Origin of the sequence: Streptococcus sp. SV2, from assembly GCF_030440175.1 — a bacterium.
GTDB classification, from domain to species: domain Bacteria; phylum Bacillota; class Bacilli; order Lactobacillales; family Streptococcaceae; genus Streptococcus; species Streptococcus raffinosi.
Map to the genome: position 1 here is coordinate 1 of NZ_JAQFJQ010000026.1, position 22,071 is coordinate 22,071.

Sequence of the window (22,071 nt, forward strand, 5' to 3'; positions counted from 1 at the left end):
AGCTCTTTGAAGCTTCTCCCCTGTTTTCTCAGTATATATATCTGAATCTTGTCCTCATAAGTTAATTTCATAATAAAAACACCTCAAAAGTTAGATTTTTTCTGTCTAACTTTTGGGGTGCAGTTCAGATCAGTAAATCTATAAGGGGAGTTTATTCGTTTTTATTTTTCTTTTTTGTTATGGTTCAAAATGGCATTGAGGACAATGGCAAGCAAGCTTGCGACCACGATACCGTTTGAGAAGAACATTTGGAAAGCATTTGGTAGGCTGTTGAAGAGGTTGCTGCCGTTAAGACCAACCCCTGCAGCGATTGATACCGCAGCAATCAAGAAGTTGTGTTCGTTGTTGGCGAAATCAACACGCGCCAAAATTTGCATCCCTTGGATAGAAACAAAACCGAACATGACAAGCATTGCACCACCAAGGACTGGGCTTGGGATGATTTGTGCCAAGGCACCAAACTTAGGAAGGAGACCAAGAAGAACAAGGAAACCAGCGGCATAGTAGATTGGCAAGCGAGTCTTAATACCTGACAACTTCACAAGACCAACGTTTTGTGAAAAACCAGTGTATGGGAAGGTGTTGAAGAGTCCACCAAGGAGAACAGCCAAACCTTCAGCGCGGTAACCGTTACGAAGGCGAGTGCTATCAAGTGGTTCTTTGGTAATATCAGAGAGGGCCAAGTAAACTCCAGTTGATTCAACCATAGACACAGTAGCGATAATACACATCATAATGATTGATGACAACTCAAACTTAGGTACCCCGAAGTAGAATGGCGTTGGCACGTGGATAATAGGTGCCGCAGCCACTGGTGAGAAGTCAACCAAGCCCATGCTTGCTGCGATAGCAGTACCGACAATCAAACCAATCAAGATTGAGATGGATTTGATAAATCCTTTAGTGAAAATATTAATCAAAAGGATGATGAGAACGGTGATAGCTGCAAGGAAGAGGTTTTGACCAGTTGGTTTATCAACGTTATTCCCCATATTTCCGATAGCGACAGGGATGAGGGTCAAACCAATTGTAGTGATGACAGATCCCGTAACGATAGAAGGGAAGAGATTGGCCACTTTTGAAAAGACGCCAGAAATGAGGATAACATAAATCCCTGAAACGATAAGAGCACCAAACATAGCACCACTACCGTGTTTCTCACCAATCATAATAAGTGGTGCTACTGACTGGAAGGCAACCCCAAGAACAATTGGAAGACCGATACCGAAGTATTTATTAAGTTGAAGTTGGAGGAAGGTTGCTACACCACACATGAAAATGTCGGTTGAAATCAAGTAGGTTAATTCATGAGCTGAATATCCCAAAGCTCCAGCAATCATGATTGGAACCAGGATTGATCCCGAGTACATGGCAAGTAGGTGTTGCAGTCCTAGGACCGCTGCCTGCGAGTGTTTCTCTTTATTTTGCATTAGATGTCTGCCTCCTTAAATACGACCTGACCATTTTCAAAACGATCCAAACGAGCAAGTGAAACGACTGGATAGCCAGCTTCTTCCAGAAGGGCACGACCATCTTGGAAAGATTTCTCAATAACGATACCAACCGCTTCGACGTGTGCACCAGCTTCTTCGATGATTTGAATCAAGCCTTTGGCAGCTTGGCCGTTAGCTAGGAAGTCATCAACGATGAGGACCTTATCTTCAGGAGTGAGGAACTTGCTTGCGATAGAGACAGTACTAGTCACCTGCTTAGTGAAGGAGTAGACCTCAGCAGTGAGGATTCCTTCATTCATGGTGATATTTTTAGCCTTCTTCGCAAAAATCATAGGGACATTCAAGGCCTCAGCAGCATAGAGGGCTGGAGCAATACCAGATGCCTCGATAGTCACCACCTTGGTGATGCCTGCATCCTTGAACTTTTCAGCAAAGACCTTTCCAATCTCACGCATGAGGTCAAAATCCACTTGGTGAGTGAGGAAAGAGTCAACTTTGAGGATGTTCTCCCCAAGGACATTCCCATCATTGAGAATGCGGTCTTCCAGTAATTTCATATTACCTCCTATAAAAAATATAACTAAAGTGTATTTTGATTTTCCCAGATTCTATTGAGACTCTGACAAAGATCAAACCAATCGAATAATAGAAAAAGGCTTGCAAAGCAAGCCTTTAAAATCATAAAAAGACGGTAAAATCTTTTTATGACTTTCTGACTTACTCATTGTTAGGTGTTACGGCACCTTGTAGAAACGTCACGCCAATTCGTGACATAAATAAGTAATCTTCTCATTGTTCGATGAAGCTGTCGTTGGTTGATGATAAACCAACATCAACTCTATTATAATACTATATTTTCTTTGAACACTCAAAGGATTTTTCCTATGAAAACGCACTATTTTAAAAGTTGGAAAATTTAATCTAACATTATTGTAAGATTTGCTGAGAATGGGGGATTCTTATGTCATTTTTGTTATAATAGTGGGAAATGAAAGAGGTAGAGTTATGCATAAGATTTTATTAGTGGAGGACGACGAGGTTATCCGTCAACAAGTCAAAAAAATGCTAGAACAATGGGGTTATGAAGTTGTTCTTGTTGAAGATTTCATGGAAGTCCTATCTATTTTTGTTAAAGAGGAGCCTCTCTTAGTTCTTATGGATATTGGTTTACCTCTATTTAACGGTTATCATTGGTGTCAGGAAATTCGTAAGGTTTCCAAGGTACCTATTATGTTCTTATCCTCTAGAGATCAAGCTATGGATATCGTTATGGCAATCAATATGGGTGGGGACGACTTTGTGACCAAACCCTTTGACCAAAGTGTTCTCTTAGCTAAGATTCAAGGGCTTTTACGTCGTTCCTATGAGTTTGGTAAGGACCAGAGTCTCTTGGAATATAGGGGTGTGATACTGAACCTTAAGGCCATGGATTTGGTTTATCAGGGAGAAGTCGTTTCTTTGACTAAGAATGAATTTCAGATTTTACAAGTTCTTTTCGAGCGTGCTGGTAATATCGTTAGTCGTGAAGACCTCATGAAGGAGCTTTGGAACAGTGACTTCTTTATTGATGATAATACCCTGTCTGTCAATGTAGCACGTTTACGTAAGAAGTTAGAGGCAGTAGGTTTGAAGGATTTTATCGAAACCAAGAAAGGTGTCGGCTACGGGTTGCGTCATGATGGATAAAAGACAATTTATCAAATACCATGTGAGGTCACGTCTGCCTTTCTATCTTGTGTTTATCTTTAACGGCCTCATCTTGGTTTTGTTTGCCTTTTTATTTGAAGAGGTGGCAGATGTTCTTTATTATGCCTTGACAATTTTGACATTTGTGAGCGTTATCATGGTTATTTGGGACCTGAGTAGATCCTTCAAAACGTCAAAAGCAGCTTATCTTTATGAAGAAATTACTCCGTTAAGTCCTTTAGAGTTTTATCTAGCTCAGGCCTTAGAAAATGCTAGGGAGAGTCAAATGGTTCAGACTGAGGAGGAGCGCAAGCGCTATACAGATTTGATGGACTACTATACGCTCTGGGTTCACCAAATCAAGACACCAATAGCAGCAAGTCAATTATTACTTCAGGATGTTAGGGATAGTAAAACGAGGGCTCTCTTGGAGCAAGAGGTATTCAAGATTGATTCTTACACCAATTTGGTTTTGCAGTATTTACGTTTAGAGAATTTTCATGATGATTTGCAGTTGAGGCAGGTTACATTAGAACCCTTGGTTAAAGCAGTTGTTAAAAAGCATAGTCTATTCTTTATTCAAAAAGGATTGACTATTAATCTACATGACTTGGATGTTAAGGTCGTTTCAGATGAAAAATGGCTCTTGGTTATCATAGAGCAGGTCTTGTCAAATAGTTTGAAGTACACAAAAAGCGGTGGTATTGAAATTTACTTTAAAGATAACGGGCTTCATCTTAAAGATTCTGGGATTGGTATTAAAAATAGTGATATTCTACGGGTTTTTGAGCGTGGCTTTTCAGGTTATAATGGCCGACTGACTCAGCAGTCGTCTGGGTTAGGTCTCTATCTTTCTAAGAAAATTGCTGATCAGCTTGGACATGAGATTAGTATTAGCTCCCAAGTAGGTCAAGGAACCACCGTTTCCATTCATTTTCAAAAGCAGAAGTTGGCTATTGATTACTAACTTACAAAAGTGTAAGAAATAAGACCAGAAATGAAAGCAAGGGTTATGGTTGAGACCTTGCTTTTTCTATAAAATGGTATCAGAAGTTAAGTAAGAGGTTCCAAAAATCTCTTCCAAATTTATTAAATAAAGGAGCTTATTATGGCGTTACTAGATGTTCAACATGTTAAAAAAATCTATAAAACACGTTTCAAAGGAAATCAGGTTGAAGCCCTTAAAGATATCCATTTCACAGTTGAAAAGGGTGACTATGTTGCAATCATGGGTGAATCCGGCTCAGGAAAATCAACCTTGCTCAACATCCTTGCCATGCTTGATAAACCAACAGCAGGGCGTGTCTATCTTAATGGTACGGACACAGCAACCATTAAAAATAAGGATGCTTCCAGTTTTCGTCGTGAAAAATTAGGGTTTGTTTTCCAAGATTTCAACCTTTTGGATACCCTATCTGTTAAAGATAATATCTTACTACCTTTGGTCCTTTCTCGACGCCCACTTAAGCAAATGATGACACAAGTAGAAGCTATCAGTCGTCAATTGGGGATTCATCCCTTGCTAGAGAAGTACCCTTATGAAATTTCAGGTGGACAAAAGCAAAGGGTTGCGGTTGCGCGTGCAATCATCACTAAACCAGAAATACTCTTAGCAGATGAGCCAACAGGTGCCCTGGATTCCAAATCTTCAGCAGCTCTCTTGGATGTCTTTGATGCAATCAATGCCAGTGGTCAGACCATTCTTATGGTAACTCACTCAACAGCGGCCGCCAGTCGTGCGCAGCGTGTTTTGTTTATTAAGGATGGTATTCTTTATAATCAAATCTTCAAAGGGGATAAGTCTGAACATCAAATGTTCCAAGAAATTTCCGATACACTAACTACAATGGCAAGTGAGGTGAACTAATATGTTTCGTCTAACCAATAGACTGGCTTTGTCCAATCTCATAAAAAATCGTAAGCTTTACTATCCGTATACATTGGCAACTATTCTGGTTATTGCCATTACCTATATTTTTACATCTTTAACGCTTAATTCGCATCTGGATGACTTACCTGGGGCAGATGCTATCAAGATGGTTTTGGGGTTGGGACTTGGGATTGTCGCCCTATCCTCTGGGATTATTGTTCTTTATGCCAACAGCTTTGTCATGAAAAATCGTTCAAAGGAGCTTGGTCTCTATAGTGTGCTAGGCTTAGAGAAACGTCACCTCTTTAGCATGATTTTAAAAGAAACGATGATTATGGGTTTTGTGACTTTGCTTCTAGGTATAGGTGTAGGGGCGCTATTCGATAAACTCATTTATGCTTTTCTTCAAAGGATTATCGGAGAAAGTACTGGTTTGGTTTCGACCTTTCAAGTAATGACAATTCCTATTGTTCTTGTCATCTTTGCTTGTATTTTTAGTTTGTTGGTTTTGGTAAATGGTTTCCGATTACTACGGCTTAATCCTTTACAATTAACTAAAGATGGCCTTAAGGGTGAGAAAAAAGGACGCTTCCTAGTTATTCAAACCCTTTTAGGACTTGGGACTATGGGATATGGTTACTATCTTGCTCTTTCTGTTCAGAATCCAGTAACGGCTATTATCAGTTTTTTCCTAGCTGTTTTACTGGTCATTTTAGGGACTTATCTTCTCTTTAACGCTGGGACAACAGTTGTTCTGCAACTCTTGAAAAAGAAGAAAAGCTACTATTACAAGCCTAATAATATGATTTCCATTTCCAACCTTGTCTTTCGAATGAAGAAAAACGCAGTTGGGCTTGCTACCATTGCTATCCTCTCAAGTATGGTTCTGGTGACGCTTGTAGGTGCTGCAAGTATCTATGCTGGAAAAAAAGACTATTTGGCCAGTGCTGCTCCACATGAGTACTCAGTTACCGGAACGAATGTAGATGTAACAAGTACACAAAAGGTTATGGATGATTTCTTATCACAGTCGGGAAATCAGGTAAATAGAAAAACGGAAGTAACTTACCTCTACTTTGGTATCAAAGAACAAGAAAAAAACAAGCTAACCATCTTTTCTGAGAATGAAAGAAAAGTTCTACCAAAGTCAGTTTTTCTTGTCTTCTCACAAGCAACTTATAAGCAATTAACAGGTAAAGACCTCAATCTGACTTCAAATCAAGTTGGCTTATTTACTAAAAATAAAATATTGAAAGATCAAAAGAGTGTCTCTATCAATGGTCAAAACTACCAGATTCAGGAAAGCCTTAATGACTTTATTAAAGGTAAAGTACCTAATATCTTTACAACCATAGTTTCTGATTATAGCTACCTTGTCGTTCCTGATATGGATAATTTTAAAGAAAGTATCAAAGGAACAGCAACCACTCAATCTACTTATGTTGGTGTTAACGTCAAAGACCCTACACATGAAGCCAAGAAAAATTCAGATTTGCTAGACAAACTCACGGATAAAGAAACGCAACAGTTAGCTGGACAAACTACTGGCCTCCCTAAGTCTTACTTCACTGCAAATAGCCGATATGATGCAGAAGGCATGGTAAATGGCTTTGTTGGTGGAACCTTCTTTATCGGCATTTTCCTATCCATCATCTTCATGCTTGGCACAGTTCTCGTGATTTACTATAAACAGATTTCCGAGGGTTATGAGGATCGTGAGCGCTTTGTTATTCTTCAAAAGATTGGCTTGGACGACCTCCAAGTCAAGCAAACCATTGGAAAGCAAGTCCTTACTGTCTTCTTCCTCCCCTTGATTTTTGCCTTTATTCACTTGGCCTTTGCCTATCATATGATCAGTTTGATTGTGCGTATCATTGGAGTTCTTAATCCAAGTCTTATGTTAGTGGTTACTATCATTGTTTGTGGCGTATTCTTCCTAGCCTATATCTTGGTTTTTGCCCTTACTTCACGTTCATATCGTAGAATCGTATCAATGTAACTGACCTAGAGTCTAGCTTCAAACTAGGCTCTATTTTTTTATGCTATAATAGATGACAGAATTATAAATCATCGGAGAAAACACATGTCACAGACCATTGATGTCAAACGTTACGAGGAATTGGCACGTCAAAAGCAGGGGGAGCACCGTAAATTTCTAGCACAACTCAAGAAGAAAGCCCCTAAAAATTTAGATAAGATTGTTCAGCAGGTACACAATGAAGTCTTTCAAGAAATTGATTGTGTCCAGTGTGCTAATTGTTGTAAGACGTTAGGACCAGACTTTACAGAGCAGGATATCACTCGTATTGCTAAGCATTTTCGCATGAAGTTACCTGCTTTCGAGGAGATGTACCTGCAGGTAGATGAGGATGGTGACAAGGTCTTCAAGTCTATGCCTTGTCCATTCTTAGGGCCTGATAATCTCTGTGACATCTATGATGTCCGTCCTAAGGCTTGTGCCGCCTTTCCTCACACGGATCGTAAGAAAATCTATCAGATCAATCATCTGACTATTAAAAATACGCTTTTCTGTCCAGCAGCCTACCTTTTTGTGGAAAAACTCAAGGACAGGATTTAGAAAGGAACTGTTATGAGACGCTTTAATGCAGGTGTTATCACCCTACTTATCATTGCTGCCTATTTTATCGCGACAGCCTTTATTCCAGATCTTTATTTGGCCTTTAATTATAAGCTGATTTTGGCCTTGCTTTTTGTGCTTTTGAGCTGGCAATCTAAGGGGAAATTTCTCTTTTTCTTGGGGATGGCTTTTCTATCGACCTATATTCATGACCTCTTTAGATTGGACTATTCAGAATGGACCCTCTTTGTAGGGATTCTTATCTTGGGAATTGCGGTGGACCGTTTGAGCAAGCCAGGTTTTAAGAAAAATATGTCTTATAAAGTGACTAAAGGACGTGAACGTGAGATTTTTGCCAAGAGTCTTTTTTCAGAATCTGTTCAGGTGGTGACTTCTCAAAACCTTGAGACTGTCTATGCCAATGCTGATTTTGGGCGTTTGACCTTGGATTTGCGTCAGGCTCAGTTTATGACGGACCGACCTCAGATTGTGGTTCAGGCAAATTTTTCTCAGGTTATCATTCGAGTGCCCAAGGATTGGCAAGTGGATACACACGGGCTTCATACAAGCCTAGCAGGAGTGAAAGGCTACGATAGTCTAGGAGAGCGAGAGTTATCAAGCACTACAGTTTCTCTAACAGGCTCAGTATCCTTTGGACAAGTAACTGTCAAACATTGAAAATGATGAAAGAGCGAAAGCTCTTTTTTTGAAGACAAAGCCTTCTTTTGAGACTTTCCTTAAGTGATAACGGATGTAAGCGACCTTCTTCGAAATTCCATGACGAATTATTGAGTCTAAGGTCTCAATAATTCCGAACACCTGAAACTTAAGAAGTTTAGGCGTTTTTATCACGGCGGAAATTCTCGGTCTATGCTCACTTTGCTAGCAAAATAAGAAATTATTTCAAATGCATTTACAGAGCTTCTTACTTGATGATGTCCTTGAAGGAGTCTGTCTCCATTCTGAAAAAGCGGAAGTTCTTTTTTTGTTACCACTAACTTCTAAGAGATATTGAATGCGTTTACAAATAATGCTATACTGGTAGTGAAAATGATTAGAAAATTGCAATCATTGGCTAGAGAGGAGCCTGCTTATGAAACGGTTTAATCTTCGGTCCTTCTTGTTGCTTTTACTAGCAGCTTGTTTTATCGCTAGTGCCTTTATTCCAGATTTTTGGATCATGGTCAATTATAATCTGGTCTTCTTCGTGGCTTTCTTTTGTTTTGGTATCTTGAATAGGCGACCTCTCCTCATTTTTCTTGGTTTGGCCTTCTTATCACCCTATGTTCATGACTTGTTAGACCTCGATTTTGCACAGTGGAATCTCTTTAGCGGTATCTTTCTAATAGGTTTGGCTTTAGAGTTTCTCTATGGTAATAGGCAAAAGAAGGGCCTCACTAAAGACTATAAGGTCAATAAGAACGACCAAGAAGGACCACATATTTCTGTTAAGACATATATGGCTGAGGATAGGTATCGCATCTATTCTCAAGAAGTCGAAACGGTTGATATGAATATGGCTTTCGGTGAGCTGTGGCTGGATTTGAGTCAAGCCAGCTTTGCATCAAGTCAGGTAGCAGTTCATCTTGATGCTAAGTTTGGTGAAGTTCATATTCGACTTCCTCATGGTTGTGTCATGGACACCACTGGAATCTCACATCCCCTATCATCTGTAAAGGTGGATCGTTGTGAATCTAATCTGGATCGGATTGAAACGAGGTTTCATCTGACAGGAAGTCTCTTATGTACCGAGTTGTCAGTAGAGTATTAGGGCCTATCTGTTACGGAACTTATCTTGTTCACTAACATGAAGCGACACCCAAAGAAAGGATATGACACGTATGACTGAAGCGGTTATTCAGGTTTCTTCTCTAGGAAAAAGTATTAAGGGAAAGACAATCTTAGAGGATATTAGTTTTGAGATAAATCAAGGAGATTGTGTTGCTCTGATTGGGCCAAATGGGGCGGGTAAAAGTACCTTGATGTCCTGTATTCTTGGTGATAAAAAACACAGTAGTGGTCAAGTCCTAATCGAAGGCAAGGCTGGCAAAGCCAAAAATCAAATTGCGGTTCTCCTTCAGGAAAATACGATTCCAAATAGTTTGAAAGTTAGTGAACTGATTGCTTTTTTCCAAACTATTTCTGACAACTCCTTAACCAATCAAGAGGTTCAGGAACTCCTACAATTTAAAGAAGACCAGTACCAGCAGTTTGCGGACAAGCTCTCTGGTGGGCAGAGGCGTCTTTTGGCTTTTGTTCTTTGTTTGATTGATAAACCTAAAATTCTCTTTTTAGATGAACCGACAGCGGGTATGGATACTTCCACTCGTCAACGTTTCTGGGAAATTGTCAATGATTTGAAAAAAGCTGGGACAACTATCCTCTATTCCTCTCATTACATTGAAGAAGTGGAGCATACGGCTGACCGTATCCTAGTCCTCCATCAAGGAAAACTTATCAGAGATACCACGCCATACGCTATGCGACATGAAGAGAAAGAGAAGCAGGTCACTCTTCCAAGCAGCTTTGTGAGTATTGTTCACGGACTATCAGACATTTATGAGATTACTGAAAAGCGGGATGTCATTAGTTTCATGACCAAAGATATTGACAAAATCTGGAAATGTTTGGAAGATTTGGGCTGTGGGATTTCTGATATTGAGATTCAGAATAAAACACTTTTGGATAGTCTATTTGATTCAACAAGGGAGGACAAGTCATGAAAGCATTACTAAAAATAGAATGGATTAAAACATGGCGTAGTTGGCCCATATTTATTTTAGGGATTGGGATGCCTGTCGCTTTTTACCTCCTCTATTCAAGTATTGTCTCAAGTCCGACTCCAGAGTTACAGAAAGAGTTTCTTAAGACCTATATGTTGACTATGACTGGTTTTTCCATGTCTAGCTTTGGCTTGTTCACTTTTCCCTATATGTTGCAAGAGGACCAAACGGAGCATTGGCTGACCTATATTGAGCACTCAAAAATCAGTATCTGGTCTTATTATCTTTCTAAAATTTTTCGTGTGCTTCTAAACTTTATCGTCGCTATCATTGTGACCTTTTGTGTGGGAGCCTATTTCCGAAATGTCGAGATGCCGCTTTCCGTTTGGATTGGTTCAGGTGTTCTCCTACTTCTTTCAAGTCTGGTCTTTCTAGCCTTTGGTTTACTTATTGCTCAGATTAAATCTCAACAAATCATGTCCATTGTAGCCAATATCATTTACCTGGGCTTAGCCATACTTGGAGGGTCGTGGATGCCTGTTTCCATGTTTCCAAAGTGGATTCAGAGTATTTCTGTATGGACACCTTATTATCATGTCAATGAGTTGGTCGTTCATTTTGCAAAGGACGGGACATTTTCATGGCAGTCACTCTTATGTATTCTTGCCTATACGGCAGTAGCAACAGGGCTTGCACTCTATATCAAGTCTCATAGAGAAAGTGATCGTGTTTAAAGGAGAAAAAATGGATATTTGGCAAAAAATGTATGAACAGGCTCAAGCCTTGTATCAGCCACAGGAAGTCTCAGACTTTGTCTATGCTAAGCATGTCGTGGCTGCGGTGGAGGCTGAAGATGGACAAATCTTCACTGGCTTTTGTATGGAAGGGACGTGTGGTGTTTTCCATTTATGTGCCGAAAGAGCTGCTCTTTTCAATATGTATCAAGAATCTGGTCAAACTAAGGTTAAGCGAATTATCGCCTTTCGTGACCAGCCACCTCATGGTGGGCCGTCTGGCATGCCTTGTGGAGCTTGTCGAGAATTTTTAATGGAACTCCATCCTGATAATCGTAATTTAGAGTTCCTGGTTGACTACGACACACGTCAAACCATTACTTTGGGTGAATTGTTGCCACTGTGGTGGGGAGAAGAACGGGCTCAGCAGTTTGAAGAAAAGTCGGAAGACGAGGCTTAAGTGTGATAGAAATCTTTAAACTCTCGCAGTTCAAGTGCGAGGGTTTATTTTTTTTGAAGTAAATTTCAGAAAATTCCAAACACACCTTGAAATTCAAAATGAAAGTGCTATACTATATCGTGAAAATAGAAAGAAGGTTTCATTATGGAGTCACTAGTATCTTTTAGTAAATGGCTCAGCAAATGGTTTACTGTAGCTGTTATCCTCTGGGCTGTCTTTAACTACGCCCTTCCAGCAACAAGTAGTTGGGTCATTCCCAATACGGCTTATCTGCTTGGTTTGATTCTCTTTGGTATGGGGCTTACTTTGACTACTGAGGATTTCAAGCGTATTGCTAAGCGTCCAATTCCAGTCATCCTTGGGACTGTTGCTCACTATGTTATCATGCCTGGCTTGGCTTGGTTGCTTTGTATGATTTTCCATCTTAAGGGGGCGACAGCAGCAGGTGTTATCCTAGTTGGGTCTTGTCCGAGCGGAACTTCATCTAGTGTCATGGCCTTCCTTTCAGGTGGGGATGTTGCCTTGGATGTTTCTATCGAAACCCTTTCAACTCTCTTGGCACCACTTATGATTCCAACGCTCTTGTCCTTCTTGGCTGGTCAGTACGTGAGTGTCCCTGCACAAAACCTTTTCCTCAGTACCTTGCGTATCGTTGTTGTGCCTATTATTTTAGGTGTGGTTATCCACTCTATTTTTGGTAAGAAAATCGATGCCATCATCAAGATTATGCCTTTGATTTCACAAGCCGCTATCCTCTTGATTGTTGGAGCAGTTGTTTCTGCCAACCATGCCAATATTTTCACAGCAGCGACAGCCCTTGTCATCCCAGTTGTTATGCTTCATAACCTTTGTGGTTATGCGCTTGGTTTTGGATTTTCAAAAATCCTTGGTTTGGAAGAACCACAACAAAAAGCCATTACTTTCGAAGTTGGGATGCAAGACTCAAGTCTTGGGGCAACCCTTGCTATGAAATATTTCGTGCCACAAGCTGCTATCCCATCAACCATCTTCAGTATTTGGCACAATATCTCAGGTTCTATCCTCTCATCATGGTGGAAAAACCATTCAAAAAATAATTAAAAAGATAAATGAAAAGCTGACCTTGGGTTGGCTTTTATTTTTTTATAAAGAATCTTTTTCGAGACTGTCCTTAGATGATGATGGACGTCAGCGAACTTCAAAGAAGTTCCATACCTAAGCTTAGAGTATAAGGTCTCGATATTTCTGAACCTCTGAAGTTTAAGTTCTTCAGGGGTTTTTATCACAGCGGAAAGTCTCAGTTATACTCACTTCGTTCTCAAAGAGAATCATCTGTCATTCTTTGCTGACTTTCTTAGTTCATGGAACATTTGAAATAGTTTATTTACCACTTGAAAAGGAGATTCTTGACTATGTTATAATAGAAAGACAAAAGCAGTTTAGGAGAATGTTATGGCAACAATTGGTATTGATTTGGGAACGACGAATAGTCTAGCGGTTACCTATCGTGAGGGTGAGGTTGAGCTGATTCCAAATGGTTTTGGAGAATATTTGACGCCCAGCGTTGTCCATGTGTCAGACGATGTCTTGACAGTTGGAAAAATTGCGAAGGAACGCTTAGTGACTGATCCTGATAATACGGCCCAACTCTTTAAACGTTCCATGGGAACCAATGAAATGTTTTACCTTGATGGGGAAGCCTTTTCGGCAACGGATTTATCAACTCTTGTGGTTAAACAATTAGTAGCTGATGCGGAGAGTTATTTAGGTGAAAGGGTTGATGAGGTACTCATTAGTGTGCCAGCTTATTTTAACGAGAAGCAGCGTTCAGCCACCAAGGCTATTGGACAACGATTGGGCATTAAGGTGGAACGTTTGATTAACGAGCCTTCTGCGGCAGCCATTTCTTGTCATAAGATTGGCAAGGACGAGTCTTTCATTGTCTTCGACTTTGGAGGAGGAACGCTTGATGTTTCTGTGGTTGATTGCTTTGATAATGTGATTTCAATCGTTTCCATTGCAGGGGATAACTTCTTGGGTGGTAGTGACTTTGATAAGGCTATTGCTGAAGATTTTTGCCAGTCGCAAGGGATTGATTTGGAGAAATTAGATAGGAAGCAAAAATCTAGTCTCCTCTTATCCGCAGAGCGATGCAAACTAAAGCTGCAAAAGGAAAAAGTGGCTGCGGTATCCTTGACCTATGATGACCAATATTACATGAAACAATACAATCAGGCAGAGCTTAAGACCATCATTCAACCGGTTCTTGACCGTGTTAAGAAAGTTATTGGTAGGGCGGTGAGTGATAGTGGTTACAAGGCACATGAACTGGATGCCTTTATCTTGGTCGGTGGGTCTAGCATGATGCCTTTGGTTCAATCTTATATCACGAATCTGCTCAATCTTCCTATTAAGCGTCTGAAAGATATGGATGAGTTGGTTGCGCGTGGTTTGGGGACTTACTTGGCAGTCAAGGAGCGTCAAGAGAAGGTCAAAGATTTAGTGATTACAGATATTTGTCCTTTCTCATTGGGAATCAGTGCCTATGACTCTGACTTTGATAAAAATATCTTTTCAAAGGTCATTAATAAGCTGTCTGTCCTTCCGACCTCTGCAAGCAAATATTATTATGCCAGTCGGGGACAGAAACAATGTCGCTTTATGATTTACCAGGGAGAATCGCTCGATCCTGAGGCAAATCTCTTTTTGGATGAGTTTATTATTGATGTTCCTGGAACTGCGACTAAGACAGAGTTTTTTGAGACTACCTTTACTTACGATATTAATTCCATGCTCTATATAGAGGTTAAACTGGGGTCAACAGGCGAGACTAAAACGTATCGTATCGGTAGTCAAAGTAAAATCGAAGAAGTCGATAAGAGTGAGCATCTGGAAAATATAAAGCTTGTCTCTGATCAATTGTCCTTTGAGATCGACTTTAAAACGCAATCTGAGCGGGCCTATCGTTTAGTCATGGAAATGCCTTATAAGATGCAATTACATTTTTTGTGGCAAATGGAAGATTTTGAAAAAGGCTATCAGTTGGCTATTAACAATATCAAGAAGCGAAAAGAAATCGTGAAACGCTACCAAGCTTATCTTGATAGCATTGAAAATATCTTGTCACTAGATGATTTGGATATTTTCCGTCAAGAAGAAGCTGACCATGAGGAGACTGGTGAGCCCTTTGATAGGTCTGATGACCCTAATTTCTGGAGATAGGAGGTGACGCATGAATTTTTGGTCGATTTTGGGCATTCAACCAACCAATAATCTTAAGGACATCAAGAGAGCCTACGCCAAACAAAGTAAGGTTTATCACCCTGAGGATGATCCTGAAAATTTTCAACGCCTGCAAAAGGCTTATCAAGAGGCCCTTGCCTGGCAAAAATCGTATTCTGGAAATGAGGATGTGGGTGCTGTCATAGGCCATAAACAGGCCGATGGCAGCGTGGTCGGTCTGGTATCTGCCTCTCAGCTAGAAGATTCCTTTAAAAAAGCTACAGATGCTAGCAAGTCTAGCCAAGATCAAGAAAGTATTGAAGAACTTGAGCTTACGGCTTCTGCGACGGAAGAAGTCGAAGACAAGCAAGTGACAGAACATGACTTTCAGCAGGTAATCTCTGAGGAAGAACAGGAACAGTTGGATGAGTTAGCCTTATCTGATATTCATGAAACGTTCAATCAAAGTGAGCCTCATTCAAGGACTAGCGAGGACTCTGTTCTTAGAGAAGATTTAGCTATCAAAGATCAGGATAGTTTTCTTCAAGTTGTTGAGGAGTATTTTCTTTGCAATCCTCTGACTATTTCTAAACTCAATGGTTATATCAATCAGTGCTCTGATTTGGGCTGGCTAGGTGATCAGGATTTTGCCTACCGTTTGACTATGACTATAGGCGCTATACTCGAAAGAGGCGGCCTGAAATATGAGACCTTGGAAGGGCTTGAAACGTTAGCCAAGGAGTTTGATTTCACATTGTTGGAGGCCTACCTTTGTGACCTCTTGGATAAGAAATACAAGCAAGATGTTTGGCAGGGACGTCCGATACGTCAAGTGACGGAAGTGACCGAGCCCACCCGAACAGGGCAAAAGATTATTGTCGTCTATTTTCTCATTATGGTATGTGGTATCTTTTTCCTAGCCAATGGCTTTTTCACCCGAGAAATGCTGAAATCGCAACCTAAGAAGATACAAGTCATTACAGGCCTTACAGGAAATGAACTGGTCTCACAGGGGACGGTAGATAAGGCAGCATCTGCTATTTCTGATTTGGCTAAAAAGTCAGACAAGCCCATTTCTGACACTAAAAAGGTGGTCTACGACCAGGCCAGTTCAACCTTTGTGATTAAAGATAGCTCGACAGGACAACGTCAAGAACTACCAGGTGTGACAGAAGTTTATGTTTTGACGGTTTATGAAAATGGCCAAGAGACCAAGGGGATTGCAACAACAACTGACGGTAGCAATTGGGATCTTAGAGATAGTGACGGCCAAGTCCGTGGTCCAATTACTTTATTAGTTGCCATGTCATCAGATATTGCTATCAAGAGTGAAAATGGTAGCTACACTACGGTAGAGAAGGAGTAGGACATGAAAGATTTTATTTTAAGAAATAGTGAAAGAGTCTTCGCTCTCCTCCTTACAGGTATTTTCCTAGCTCTCTTGTATTTTGGAAATCAGAAAGGCTTACATCTCTGGTTTGAAAGTGGGCGTGAAAGTGGTAGTCTAGGCTTGGTGACGGGAATCTTTATCGTTTTTTTGCTTGGGCTTATCGCTATTATCTGGATATTAACGGATAGATTTCTCCTCTTTGTCTTAACCAAGATGGGTTATTATAGCGAGGATCGGTCTAAGGTTGTTGGCGTCATCATTGGAAAGAGAATTGCCAAGGCACCAAGAACAAGGGCTAATCATTTCCTAGTGGTTAAGGTTGGTGACACTAAACGTAACTTTTTCGTCAGCCAATCTAACTTTAATATTCTTGAAAAAGGTGATAGCCTTTGGCTACGGAAAGTCAGAGTGCATTATAAAGGACATGTCGTTCGCACTTATTATGAACTCGCTGATCGATATTAGACTGTAAAAAGCTGACCCTTGGGTTGGCTTTTTATTTGTTGTCAAAAATAGGGTAAAATTAAAAATAGAATTACTCTAATAGTTGACATGATACGGTTTTGAGTAGTTCTTTCAAAAAAAATTTGCTATGCTAGTGTTATGGGAAAACTAAAAATTGACGTGGTTATCGTTCCATTAAGTGGGCACCTTTATCCAACCATGAATCTGCTAATGCCTTTATTAAAAAATCCTCGCTATGATATTCGTCTATTCACAGGACAGCAGAAACGTGCAGTAGCTGAGGCAGCAGGCTTTAAGGTTGTTACTATACTCGAAGGTCATGAAGCGGACTTTGAAAGGGTGGCTAATAATAAGGAGCAATTGGGCCTTTTTTCTGCTTATCGTCAACTATCAGCTAGTCTTGATATTATTAATCTTGCTTCCGATCAATTACTATCGGAATGGGAAGTAAACCGACCTGATTTAGTGATTGCAGATTTCATAACCTTGTCGGGAGGACTTGTTGCAGAGCAAATGGGGATTCCATGGATAACGACAATGGCCACACAATTTGCTATTGAAACGACGGATGGTCCTCCTTGTTTCTTCGGAGGAATGGGAAGTCCTAAGAATCGCAATCAATTGATTCAACAATGGCTAGGCAGAAAAATGACACGCTTTTTAAAGTATTCCGCCACTTTTTTATTACGAAATCGATTAAAACGTTATGGTTTTAAAATGTACAACCATAAGGGACAAGAGAGTATCTATTCACCGTATTCTATTTTAGGAATAGGAATGAAAGAGTTGGAGATAAAGAAAGGGTTCCCAGAACATTATCTCTGGGTGGGTCCTTCTGGAGCTTCGGTAGAACGAGGTGAGGATTATCCTCTGGATTTGTCTTCATTTGCTAATCATAAAAAAGTCCTAGTGACCTGTGGGACTCAATTGGACTGGGCAAAGGACAATTTAATTTACCAAACGAAGCTGTTAGCTAAGTCTCATCCAGAGTGCCAGTTTTTTGTAACTTTAGGTCTTGGTGGGCAAGCATTCCAATGCCAAAAATTAATGAAAAATGTTTCAGTGGTTTCTTATCTTCCCTACAAAGAGTACATTCCACAGATGGATTATGTCATTCATCATGGTGGTGCGGGTATTTTTTACCAATGTATTATACATAACAAGCCATCCCTAATACTGCCACACGATTATGACCAGTATGACTATGCTATTCGTGGCCTTGAGGCAGGTGTAGCTTTGACTGCCAAAAGAGAGGATGACAAGGCAATTGGGAAAGCTTTTGAGACATTGTTGGCTAAGAAAGATTGGTCAGAGCTTAAGGTTTTAAGTCATGCTGCCAAGTCATATCACCCTACAGAAGTAGTGGAGGGTGAAATTGCTCGCCTGCTGGCAGACAAGGAGAAAAAACAATGAAGAAAGTTTTAGTAACGGGGGCTACAGGTTTTTTAGGCAAGTATGTCGTGGAAGAACTGGTTGAGCACGGTTATCAAGTCAGAGCTTTTGGTCGTAATCGTGCAATTGGCCAGTCTCTGGTAAATGCCTCTGTGACCTTTATTCAAGGAGATTTGACAAACCAAGAGGATTTGACTAAGGCTTGTCAAGAAATGGATATGGTCGTTCATGCCGGCGCTTTGTCAACAGTCTGGGGTCCTTGGGAAGACTTTTACCAAACGAATGTCTTAGGAACTAAATACGTCCTTGAAGCTTGCCGTGAGGCTAATATCGAGCGCTTGGTATATGTGTCGTCTCCAAGTATCTATGCAGCGCCTAGAGACCAGCTTGGTATCAAAGAAAGCGATGCCCCTCAGGAAAATAGGCTTAACAATTACATTCGAAGTAAATTGGCATCAGAAAAACTATTTAAAGATTATCCTGATGTGTCTAGTGTCATATTGCGACCTCGAGGACTTTTTGGGATTGGAGACACCAGCATTTTGCCACGTGTTCTTAATCTTAGTCAGAAGATCGGTATTCCTTTGATTGGTGATGGTCGCCAACTGATGGATATGACCTGTGTGGAAAATGTTGCTTTGGCTATTCGTCTGGCTTTGGAAACTCCTCAAGCAGCTGGAGAGGTTTATAATATTACCAATGGAGAACCCAGAGCATTTAGGAACTTGATTGAAGAAACCTTGAGAGGTTTGGGCTATCCCATCCGCTATCGCAAAATCCCAGCTCCACTTGTGTGTGCTATTTCAAGTAGTTTGGAGTTTATTTATAAGAGCCTAAAGCTCAAAGGAGAGCCAGCCCTAACACGCTATACCTATTATTTACTGCGCTATAGTCAGACTTTGGATATTAGCAAGGCAGAGCGTGACTTGGGCTATCGGCCTAAAATAACGATTTCAGAAGGGATTGAACAATATGTCCAAGATTATCGAAAGCATTGATTATTTTCCTGCGGGATATTGTACTAGCTATACTGGCCTTTTGTTCAAGAAAGTCAAGAATAAAAAGATGACCTTTCCAGCCGGTGTATTTCTAATCAAACACAGAGATAAAGGCTATCTGCTTTATGATACAGGTTATCACTACGATATTAAGACCCAGCTTCGCTATGGCTTGTATCGCTTAGGAACGCCGGTGCAGATGACAGAAAAGGATCAAATTTCAAACTTGTTGAAGGCGAAGGGAATTAGGCCTGATGACATTACTTATGTTATGCTTTCCCATCTGCATCCTGATCATTTGGGAGGGGCTGGCTTCTTTCCTAATGCGAGCTTCCTTCTGACTCAGGAGGTTTATGAGGTTTATCAGAAGCCTAAGTTGAAGGATTTGATTTTTAAGGAATTTTTACCAGCCTCTTTTGAGAAACAGGTAACAGTAATCAAGGCTGATCAACAAAACTCAACTTTTCCTTATCGTCCGACCTATGATTTATTTGGAGATGGAAGTATCTTGGTAGCCTCTGTTGATGGCCATGCCAAGGGCCAGGCTTGTCTCTATATTCAAGATTATAGTCTTTTTATCGCATCGGACTTGTGCTGGGGTGTCGATTTGCTACCTTATACGAAACAAATGCACCTCATTCCGTCCTTGGTTCAGGATAATATGGCGGATTATATCAAGGGGACTGAGTTACTGGAGGATATCCTAAAAGATGGGACGGAAGTACTAGTTAGCCATGACCCTGTAGAAAGGATAGAGCGTATCTTGTATGAAAAAAATAACCTTTCTTAAAACCTTTATCCAAACCAGATGGCTTCACAACTTCAAAACGAGAGCAGCTTTAGAAGCTTATCAGAAAAAGCAATTATCTAACTATATGGATTTTCTAAAACGGGAGTCTCCTTATTTTAAAAATGGTGTTCCTACTGACTTCGACCATATGGATAAGACCTTTATGATGACGCATTTTAACGAGTTAAACACTCAAGGCATCGATCGCGATGAGGCTTTAGCCTTGGCTATTGAGAGTGAAAAGACTCGTGACTTCACGGAACTTAAAGGTGAAGTAGCTGTTGGTTTATCTTCAGGAACATCGGGACATCGTGGCCTCTTCATCACGACCGAGAAAGAGCGAAGCATGTGGGCGGCAGCTATTTTAGCTAAGATGTTGCCAAAGAGTCATCTTTTTGGCCACCGAATTGCCTTTTTCCTTAGGGCAGATAATGAACTCTACCAGACTATCAATACGTCATTGATACGATTAGAATACTTCGATATTTTCAAAAATACCGATGAACATATTGAACGTCTTAATCATTATCAACCGACGATTGTTGTGGCACCAGCTTCCATGCTGATAGAGTTGAGCAAGCGTCTTAAAACAGGAGACTTGTCTATCTCACCGCAAAAAATTGTCTCTGTAGCAGAAATTTTAGAGGATAGTGATAGAATTCGCATCTCAAGTGCTTTTAAGCTCCCCATTATTGACCAGGTTTATCAAGCAACGGAAGGTTTTCTAGCCTGCACTTGCTCTGCAGGCAATCTTCACCTCAATGAGGATATCATTTTTGTAGAGAAAGAGTATCTGGATGAGCATCGATTTTATCCAGTGATAACGGATTTCAAGCGAAGCAGTCAACCTGTTTATCGTTACAAACTTAATGATATCTTGGTTGAAAATCCTGAACCTTGTCCATGTGGTTCTCATTATACAAGGATTGACAAGGTCGAAGGTCGCTCCGATGATATCTTCTACTTTGAAGGTCAGGATGGAGGACAGGTGACAATCTATCCTGATTTTATCAGGCGTTGTATTCTCTTTGTGGAAAATGTTGGAGACTATCAAGTCAAGCAACATTCAGAGAAGATTGTTGAAGTCTGTCTAAGCCAACGAGACGAGCAAGTAGAAGAAGCTATCACAGCTCAGTTTCAACTCTTGGCGCAGCAAAAGCAGTTTAAGGTTCCGGAAATCCATTTTTCCGATTATCATTGGGATACCAGTCGAAAACTCAAACGTATTCAGCGTTTATGAAAGGATGAATGACAATGACAGAAGTAAAAAGACATGTTGAAATCGCAGGTTATGGAGTTTGTCTTCCAAAACAAACCGTACAATTCAAAAATCAAACACGTTATCGTGTTGTAGAAGATGAAGAAACACAGTTGGATTTGGCCGAAGTGGCTATCCAACGAGCTCTTGAAAATGCTAATTTGAAAATTGAAGACATTGATTGTCTTGTCTCAGCCAGTGCAGTTGGTGTGCAGCCTATTCCTTGTACTGCAGCCTTGATTCATGAGCGCGTGGCAAAAGGACTTGCCATCCCAGCTATGGATATCAATACGACTTGTACAAGTTTTATCTCAGCTTTATCAACAATGTCCTACTTGATTGAAGCTGGTGAATACCATCGTGTCTTGATTGTATCTAGTGAGGTCGGAAGTCTGGGTCTCAATCCGAAACAAAAAGAAAGTTTTGAACTCTTTAGTGACGGAGCAGCAGCCTTTATTTTCCAAGCAAGTTCTCAAGACAAAGGGGTTATTGCAAGTCTACAACATACCTGGTCAGAAGGTGCTCATGATACTGAAATCCGTGGAGGTTTGACTTCTTACCATCCTAAAAAATATTCAGAAAAGACAAAAACGGACTTTATGTTTGATATGAAGGGCAAGAAGATTCTCCTTTTATCAGCGCATAAGCTTCCTGATATGTTTCAAGAATTCCAAGAGAAAACTCACTTGGCTCTTGCGGATGTGGACTACATCATTCCCCATCAAGCTAGTCGCGCCTTATCTTTGGTAATGGATAAACTTGGTATTGCTGAAGATCAATATCTTAACATAGTTACTGACTATGGTAATATGGTTTCTGTATCTGTTCCATTTGGTTTAGCTTACTCATTAGATCATGGCTTAGTTAAAGAAGGAGATGTCGTCTACCTTTTGGGAACAGCAGCAGGTATGACGGTTAACATGTTGGCCTTGAAATTATAATTTCTGGCTCTTTGTCAACTGTAGTGGGTGACGAAAAGCTAACATCTAGAGAGAACCTGATAGGTTTTCTCTTTTTGTATGTTCAGAGTGATGAAAACACGCTTCCTAAAGTTAATAAAGTTTCTAAAACC

The 22,071-nt window shown here is 40.4% G+C and carries 21 protein-coding genes and 1 riboswitch; of the genes, 19 read left to right on the top strand and 2 right to left on the bottom strand.

The window, feature by feature from the left end:
- Nucleotides 1-161: 161 nt before the first annotated feature.
- A complete protein-coding gene (locus PCY14_RS09595; protein ID WP_301363474.1) occupies nucleotides 162-1,430 on the bottom strand; it encodes a nucleobase:cation symporter-2 family protein in 1,269 nt (422 codons plus the stop codon).
- A complete protein-coding gene (locus PCY14_RS09600; RefSeq protein WP_061652343.1) occupies nucleotides 1,430-2,011 on the bottom strand; it encodes a xanthine phosphoribosyltransferase in 582 nt (193 codons plus the stop codon). The genes PCY14_RS09595 and PCY14_RS09600 overlap by 1 nt, the downstream gene beginning before the upstream one ends.
- A gap of 147 nt (nucleotides 2,012-2,158) precedes the next feature.
- A riboswitch (purine riboswitch) is annotated at nucleotides 2,159-2,254 on the bottom strand.
- Nucleotides 2,255-2,459: 205 nt separating this feature from the next.
- Between PCY14_RS09600 and PCY14_RS09605 the strand changes: the two genes are divergently transcribed.
- The 19 genes from PCY14_RS09605 to PCY14_RS09695 all read left to right on the top strand — a co-directional run bounded on the left by PCY14_RS09605 (nucleotide 2,460) and on the right by PCY14_RS09695 (nucleotide 21,940).
- Entirely contained in the window at nucleotides 2,460-3,140 is a 681-nt protein-coding gene (locus tag PCY14_RS09605; RefSeq protein ID WP_301363475.1) for a response regulator transcription factor, read from the top strand.
- Nucleotides 3,130-4,107: a sensor histidine kinase gene (locus tag PCY14_RS09610; protein WP_301363476.1), complete on the top strand. Its 978-nt coding sequence runs from the start codon at nucleotides 3,130-3,132 to the stop codon at nucleotides 4,105-4,107. The genes PCY14_RS09605 and PCY14_RS09610 overlap by 11 nt, the downstream gene beginning before the upstream one ends.
- Before the next feature lie 141 nt (nucleotides 4,108-4,248).
- Entirely contained in the window at nucleotides 4,249-5,007 is a 759-nt protein-coding gene (locus PCY14_RS09615; protein WP_021145108.1) for an ABC transporter ATP-binding protein, read from the top strand.
- Nucleotide 5,008: 1 nt separating this feature from the next.
- Nucleotides 5,009-7,009, top strand: coding sequence for an ABC transporter permease (locus PCY14_RS09620; RefSeq protein ID WP_164376515.1), 2,001 nt, complete (start codon nucleotides 5,009-5,011; stop codon nucleotides 7,007-7,009).
- A gap of 84 nt (nucleotides 7,010-7,093) precedes the next feature.
- Nucleotides 7,094-7,588: a YkgJ family cysteine cluster protein gene (locus PCY14_RS09625; RefSeq protein WP_004182309.1), complete on the top strand. Its 495-nt coding sequence runs from the start codon at nucleotides 7,094-7,096 to the stop codon at nucleotides 7,586-7,588.
- Between the two features lie 12 nt (nucleotides 7,589-7,600).
- Nucleotides 7,601-8,266, top strand: coding sequence for a hypothetical protein (locus PCY14_RS09630; protein WP_301363477.1), 666 nt, complete (start codon nucleotides 7,601-7,603; stop codon nucleotides 8,264-8,266).
- 415 nt (nucleotides 8,267-8,681) lie between these two features.
- On the top strand, nucleotides 8,682-9,359 hold the full coding sequence (locus PCY14_RS09635; protein WP_164376516.1) for a hypothetical protein: 678 nt from the start codon (nucleotides 8,682-8,684) through the stop codon (nucleotides 9,357-9,359).
- A 70-nt stretch (nucleotides 9,360-9,429) separates the two neighbouring features.
- Nucleotides 9,430-10,311 carry an ABC transporter ATP-binding protein gene (locus PCY14_RS09640; RefSeq protein WP_164376522.1) on the top strand — a complete coding sequence of 294 codons (882 nt, stop codon included), beginning with the start codon at nucleotides 9,430-9,432 and terminating at the stop codon, nucleotides 10,309-10,311.
- Nucleotides 10,308-11,045, top strand: coding sequence for an ABC transporter permease (locus tag PCY14_RS09645; RefSeq protein ID WP_164376517.1), 738 nt, complete (start codon nucleotides 10,308-10,310; stop codon nucleotides 11,043-11,045). Before PCY14_RS09640 ends, PCY14_RS09645 begins: the two co-directional genes overlap by 4 nt.
- Before the next feature lie 10 nt (nucleotides 11,046-11,055).
- Nucleotides 11,056-11,505: a cytidine deaminase gene (locus PCY14_RS09650; RefSeq protein ID WP_301363478.1), complete on the top strand. Its 450-nt coding sequence runs from the start codon at nucleotides 11,056-11,058 to the stop codon at nucleotides 11,503-11,505.
- A gap of 144 nt (nucleotides 11,506-11,649) precedes the next feature.
- Complete coding sequence (locus tag PCY14_RS09655; RefSeq protein WP_301363479.1) at nucleotides 11,650-12,585, top strand: bile acid:sodium symporter family protein; 936 nt, start codon at nucleotides 11,650-11,652, stop codon at nucleotides 12,583-12,585.
- A gap of 351 nt (nucleotides 12,586-12,936) precedes the next feature.
- Nucleotides 12,937-14,706, top strand: coding sequence for an Hsp70 family protein (locus PCY14_RS09660; protein ID WP_164376655.1), 1,770 nt, complete (start codon nucleotides 12,937-12,939; stop codon nucleotides 14,704-14,706).
- Nucleotides 14,707-14,716: 10 nt separating this feature from the next.
- On the top strand, nucleotides 14,717-16,072 hold the full coding sequence (locus PCY14_RS09665; protein ID WP_164376654.1) for a J domain-containing protein: 1,356 nt from the start codon (nucleotides 14,717-14,719) through the stop codon (nucleotides 16,070-16,072).
- Nucleotides 16,073-16,075: 3 nt separating this feature from the next.
- The gene (locus tag PCY14_RS09670) at nucleotides 16,076-16,561 is read left to right on the top strand and encodes a hypothetical protein (protein WP_164376653.1); all 486 of its coding nucleotides are present in this window, start codon (nucleotides 16,076-16,078) and stop codon (nucleotides 16,559-16,561) included.
- Nucleotides 16,562-16,699: 138 nt separating this feature from the next.
- Complete coding sequence (locus tag PCY14_RS09675; protein ID WP_164376652.1) at nucleotides 16,700-17,974, top strand: glycosyltransferase; 1,275 nt, start codon at nucleotides 16,700-16,702, stop codon at nucleotides 17,972-17,974.
- On the top strand, nucleotides 17,971-18,951 hold the full coding sequence (locus PCY14_RS09680) for an NAD(P)-dependent oxidoreductase (RefSeq protein WP_301363480.1): 981 nt from the start codon (nucleotides 17,971-17,973) through the stop codon (nucleotides 18,949-18,951). Before PCY14_RS09675 ends, PCY14_RS09680 begins: the two co-directional genes overlap by 4 nt.
- On the top strand, nucleotides 18,926-19,741 hold the full coding sequence (locus tag PCY14_RS09685) for an MBL fold metallo-hydrolase (protein WP_164376651.1): 816 nt from the start codon (nucleotides 18,926-18,928) through the stop codon (nucleotides 19,739-19,741). Before PCY14_RS09680 ends, PCY14_RS09685 begins: the two co-directional genes overlap by 26 nt.
- On the top strand, nucleotides 19,719-20,981 hold the full coding sequence (locus tag PCY14_RS09690) for a F390 synthetase-related protein (RefSeq protein WP_021151720.1): 1,263 nt from the start codon (nucleotides 19,719-19,721) through the stop codon (nucleotides 20,979-20,981). The genes PCY14_RS09685 and PCY14_RS09690 overlap by 23 nt, the downstream gene beginning before the upstream one ends.
- Nucleotides 20,982-20,995: 14 nt before the next feature.
- On the top strand, nucleotides 20,996-21,940 hold the full coding sequence (locus tag PCY14_RS09695) for a 3-oxoacyl-[acyl-carrier-protein] synthase III C-terminal domain-containing protein (protein WP_008534924.1): 945 nt from the start codon (nucleotides 20,996-20,998) through the stop codon (nucleotides 21,938-21,940).
- The last annotated feature ends 131 nt before the right edge of the window (nucleotides 21,941-22,071 follow it).

What these genes read in the sequence shown, in the direction of transcription:
- PCY14_RS09595 (WP_301363474.1), bottom strand. Translation starts at nt 1,430, where the DNA reads ATGCAAAATAAAGAGAAACACTCGCAGGCAGCGGTCCTAGGACTGCAA.
- PCY14_RS09600 (WP_061652343.1), bottom strand. Translation starts at nt 2,011, where the DNA reads ATGAAATTACTGGAAGACCGCATTCTCAATGATGGGAATGTCCTTGGG.
- PCY14_RS09605 (WP_301363475.1), top strand. Translation starts at nt 2,460, where the DNA reads ATGCATAAGATTTTATTAGTGGAGGACGACGAGGTTATCCGTCAACAA.
- PCY14_RS09610 (WP_301363476.1), top strand. Translation starts at nt 3,130, where the DNA reads ATGATGGATAAAAGACAATTTATCAAATACCATGTGAGGTCACGTCTG.
- PCY14_RS09615 (WP_021145108.1), top strand. Translation starts at nt 4,249, where the DNA reads ATGGCGTTACTAGATGTTCAACATGTTAAAAAAATCTATAAAACACGT.
- PCY14_RS09620 (WP_164376515.1), top strand. Translation starts at nt 5,009, where the DNA reads ATGTTTCGTCTAACCAATAGACTGGCTTTGTCCAATCTCATAAAAAAT.
- PCY14_RS09625 (WP_004182309.1), top strand. Translation starts at nt 7,094, where the DNA reads ATGTCACAGACCATTGATGTCAAACGTTACGAGGAATTGGCACGTCAA.
- PCY14_RS09630 (WP_301363477.1), top strand. Translation starts at nt 7,601, where the DNA reads ATGAGACGCTTTAATGCAGGTGTTATCACCCTACTTATCATTGCTGCC.
- PCY14_RS09635 (WP_164376516.1), top strand. Translation starts at nt 8,682, where the DNA reads ATGAAACGGTTTAATCTTCGGTCCTTCTTGTTGCTTTTACTAGCAGCT.
- PCY14_RS09640 (WP_164376522.1), top strand. Translation starts at nt 9,430, where the DNA reads ATGACTGAAGCGGTTATTCAGGTTTCTTCTCTAGGAAAAAGTATTAAG.
- PCY14_RS09645 (WP_164376517.1), top strand. Translation starts at nt 10,308, where the DNA reads ATGAAAGCATTACTAAAAATAGAATGGATTAAAACATGGCGTAGTTGG.
- PCY14_RS09650 (WP_301363478.1), top strand. Translation starts at nt 11,056, where the DNA reads ATGGATATTTGGCAAAAAATGTATGAACAGGCTCAAGCCTTGTATCAG.
- PCY14_RS09655 (WP_301363479.1), top strand. Translation starts at nt 11,650, where the DNA reads ATGGAGTCACTAGTATCTTTTAGTAAATGGCTCAGCAAATGGTTTACT.
- PCY14_RS09660 (WP_164376655.1), top strand. Translation starts at nt 12,937, where the DNA reads ATGGCAACAATTGGTATTGATTTGGGAACGACGAATAGTCTAGCGGTT.
- PCY14_RS09665 (WP_164376654.1), top strand. Translation starts at nt 14,717, where the DNA reads ATGAATTTTTGGTCGATTTTGGGCATTCAACCAACCAATAATCTTAAG.
- PCY14_RS09670 (WP_164376653.1), top strand. Translation starts at nt 16,076, where the DNA reads ATGAAAGATTTTATTTTAAGAAATAGTGAAAGAGTCTTCGCTCTCCTC.
- PCY14_RS09675 (WP_164376652.1), top strand. Translation starts at nt 16,700, where the DNA reads ATGGGAAAACTAAAAATTGACGTGGTTATCGTTCCATTAAGTGGGCAC.
- PCY14_RS09680 (WP_301363480.1), top strand. Translation starts at nt 17,971, where the DNA reads ATGAAGAAAGTTTTAGTAACGGGGGCTACAGGTTTTTTAGGCAAGTAT.
- PCY14_RS09685 (WP_164376651.1), top strand. Translation starts at nt 18,926, where the DNA reads ATGTCCAAGATTATCGAAAGCATTGATTATTTTCCTGCGGGATATTGT.
- PCY14_RS09690 (WP_021151720.1), top strand. Translation starts at nt 19,719, where the DNA reads ATGAAAAAAATAACCTTTCTTAAAACCTTTATCCAAACCAGATGGCTT.
- PCY14_RS09695 (WP_008534924.1), top strand. Translation starts at nt 20,996, where the DNA reads ATGACAGAAGTAAAAAGACATGTTGAAATCGCAGGTTATGGAGTTTGT.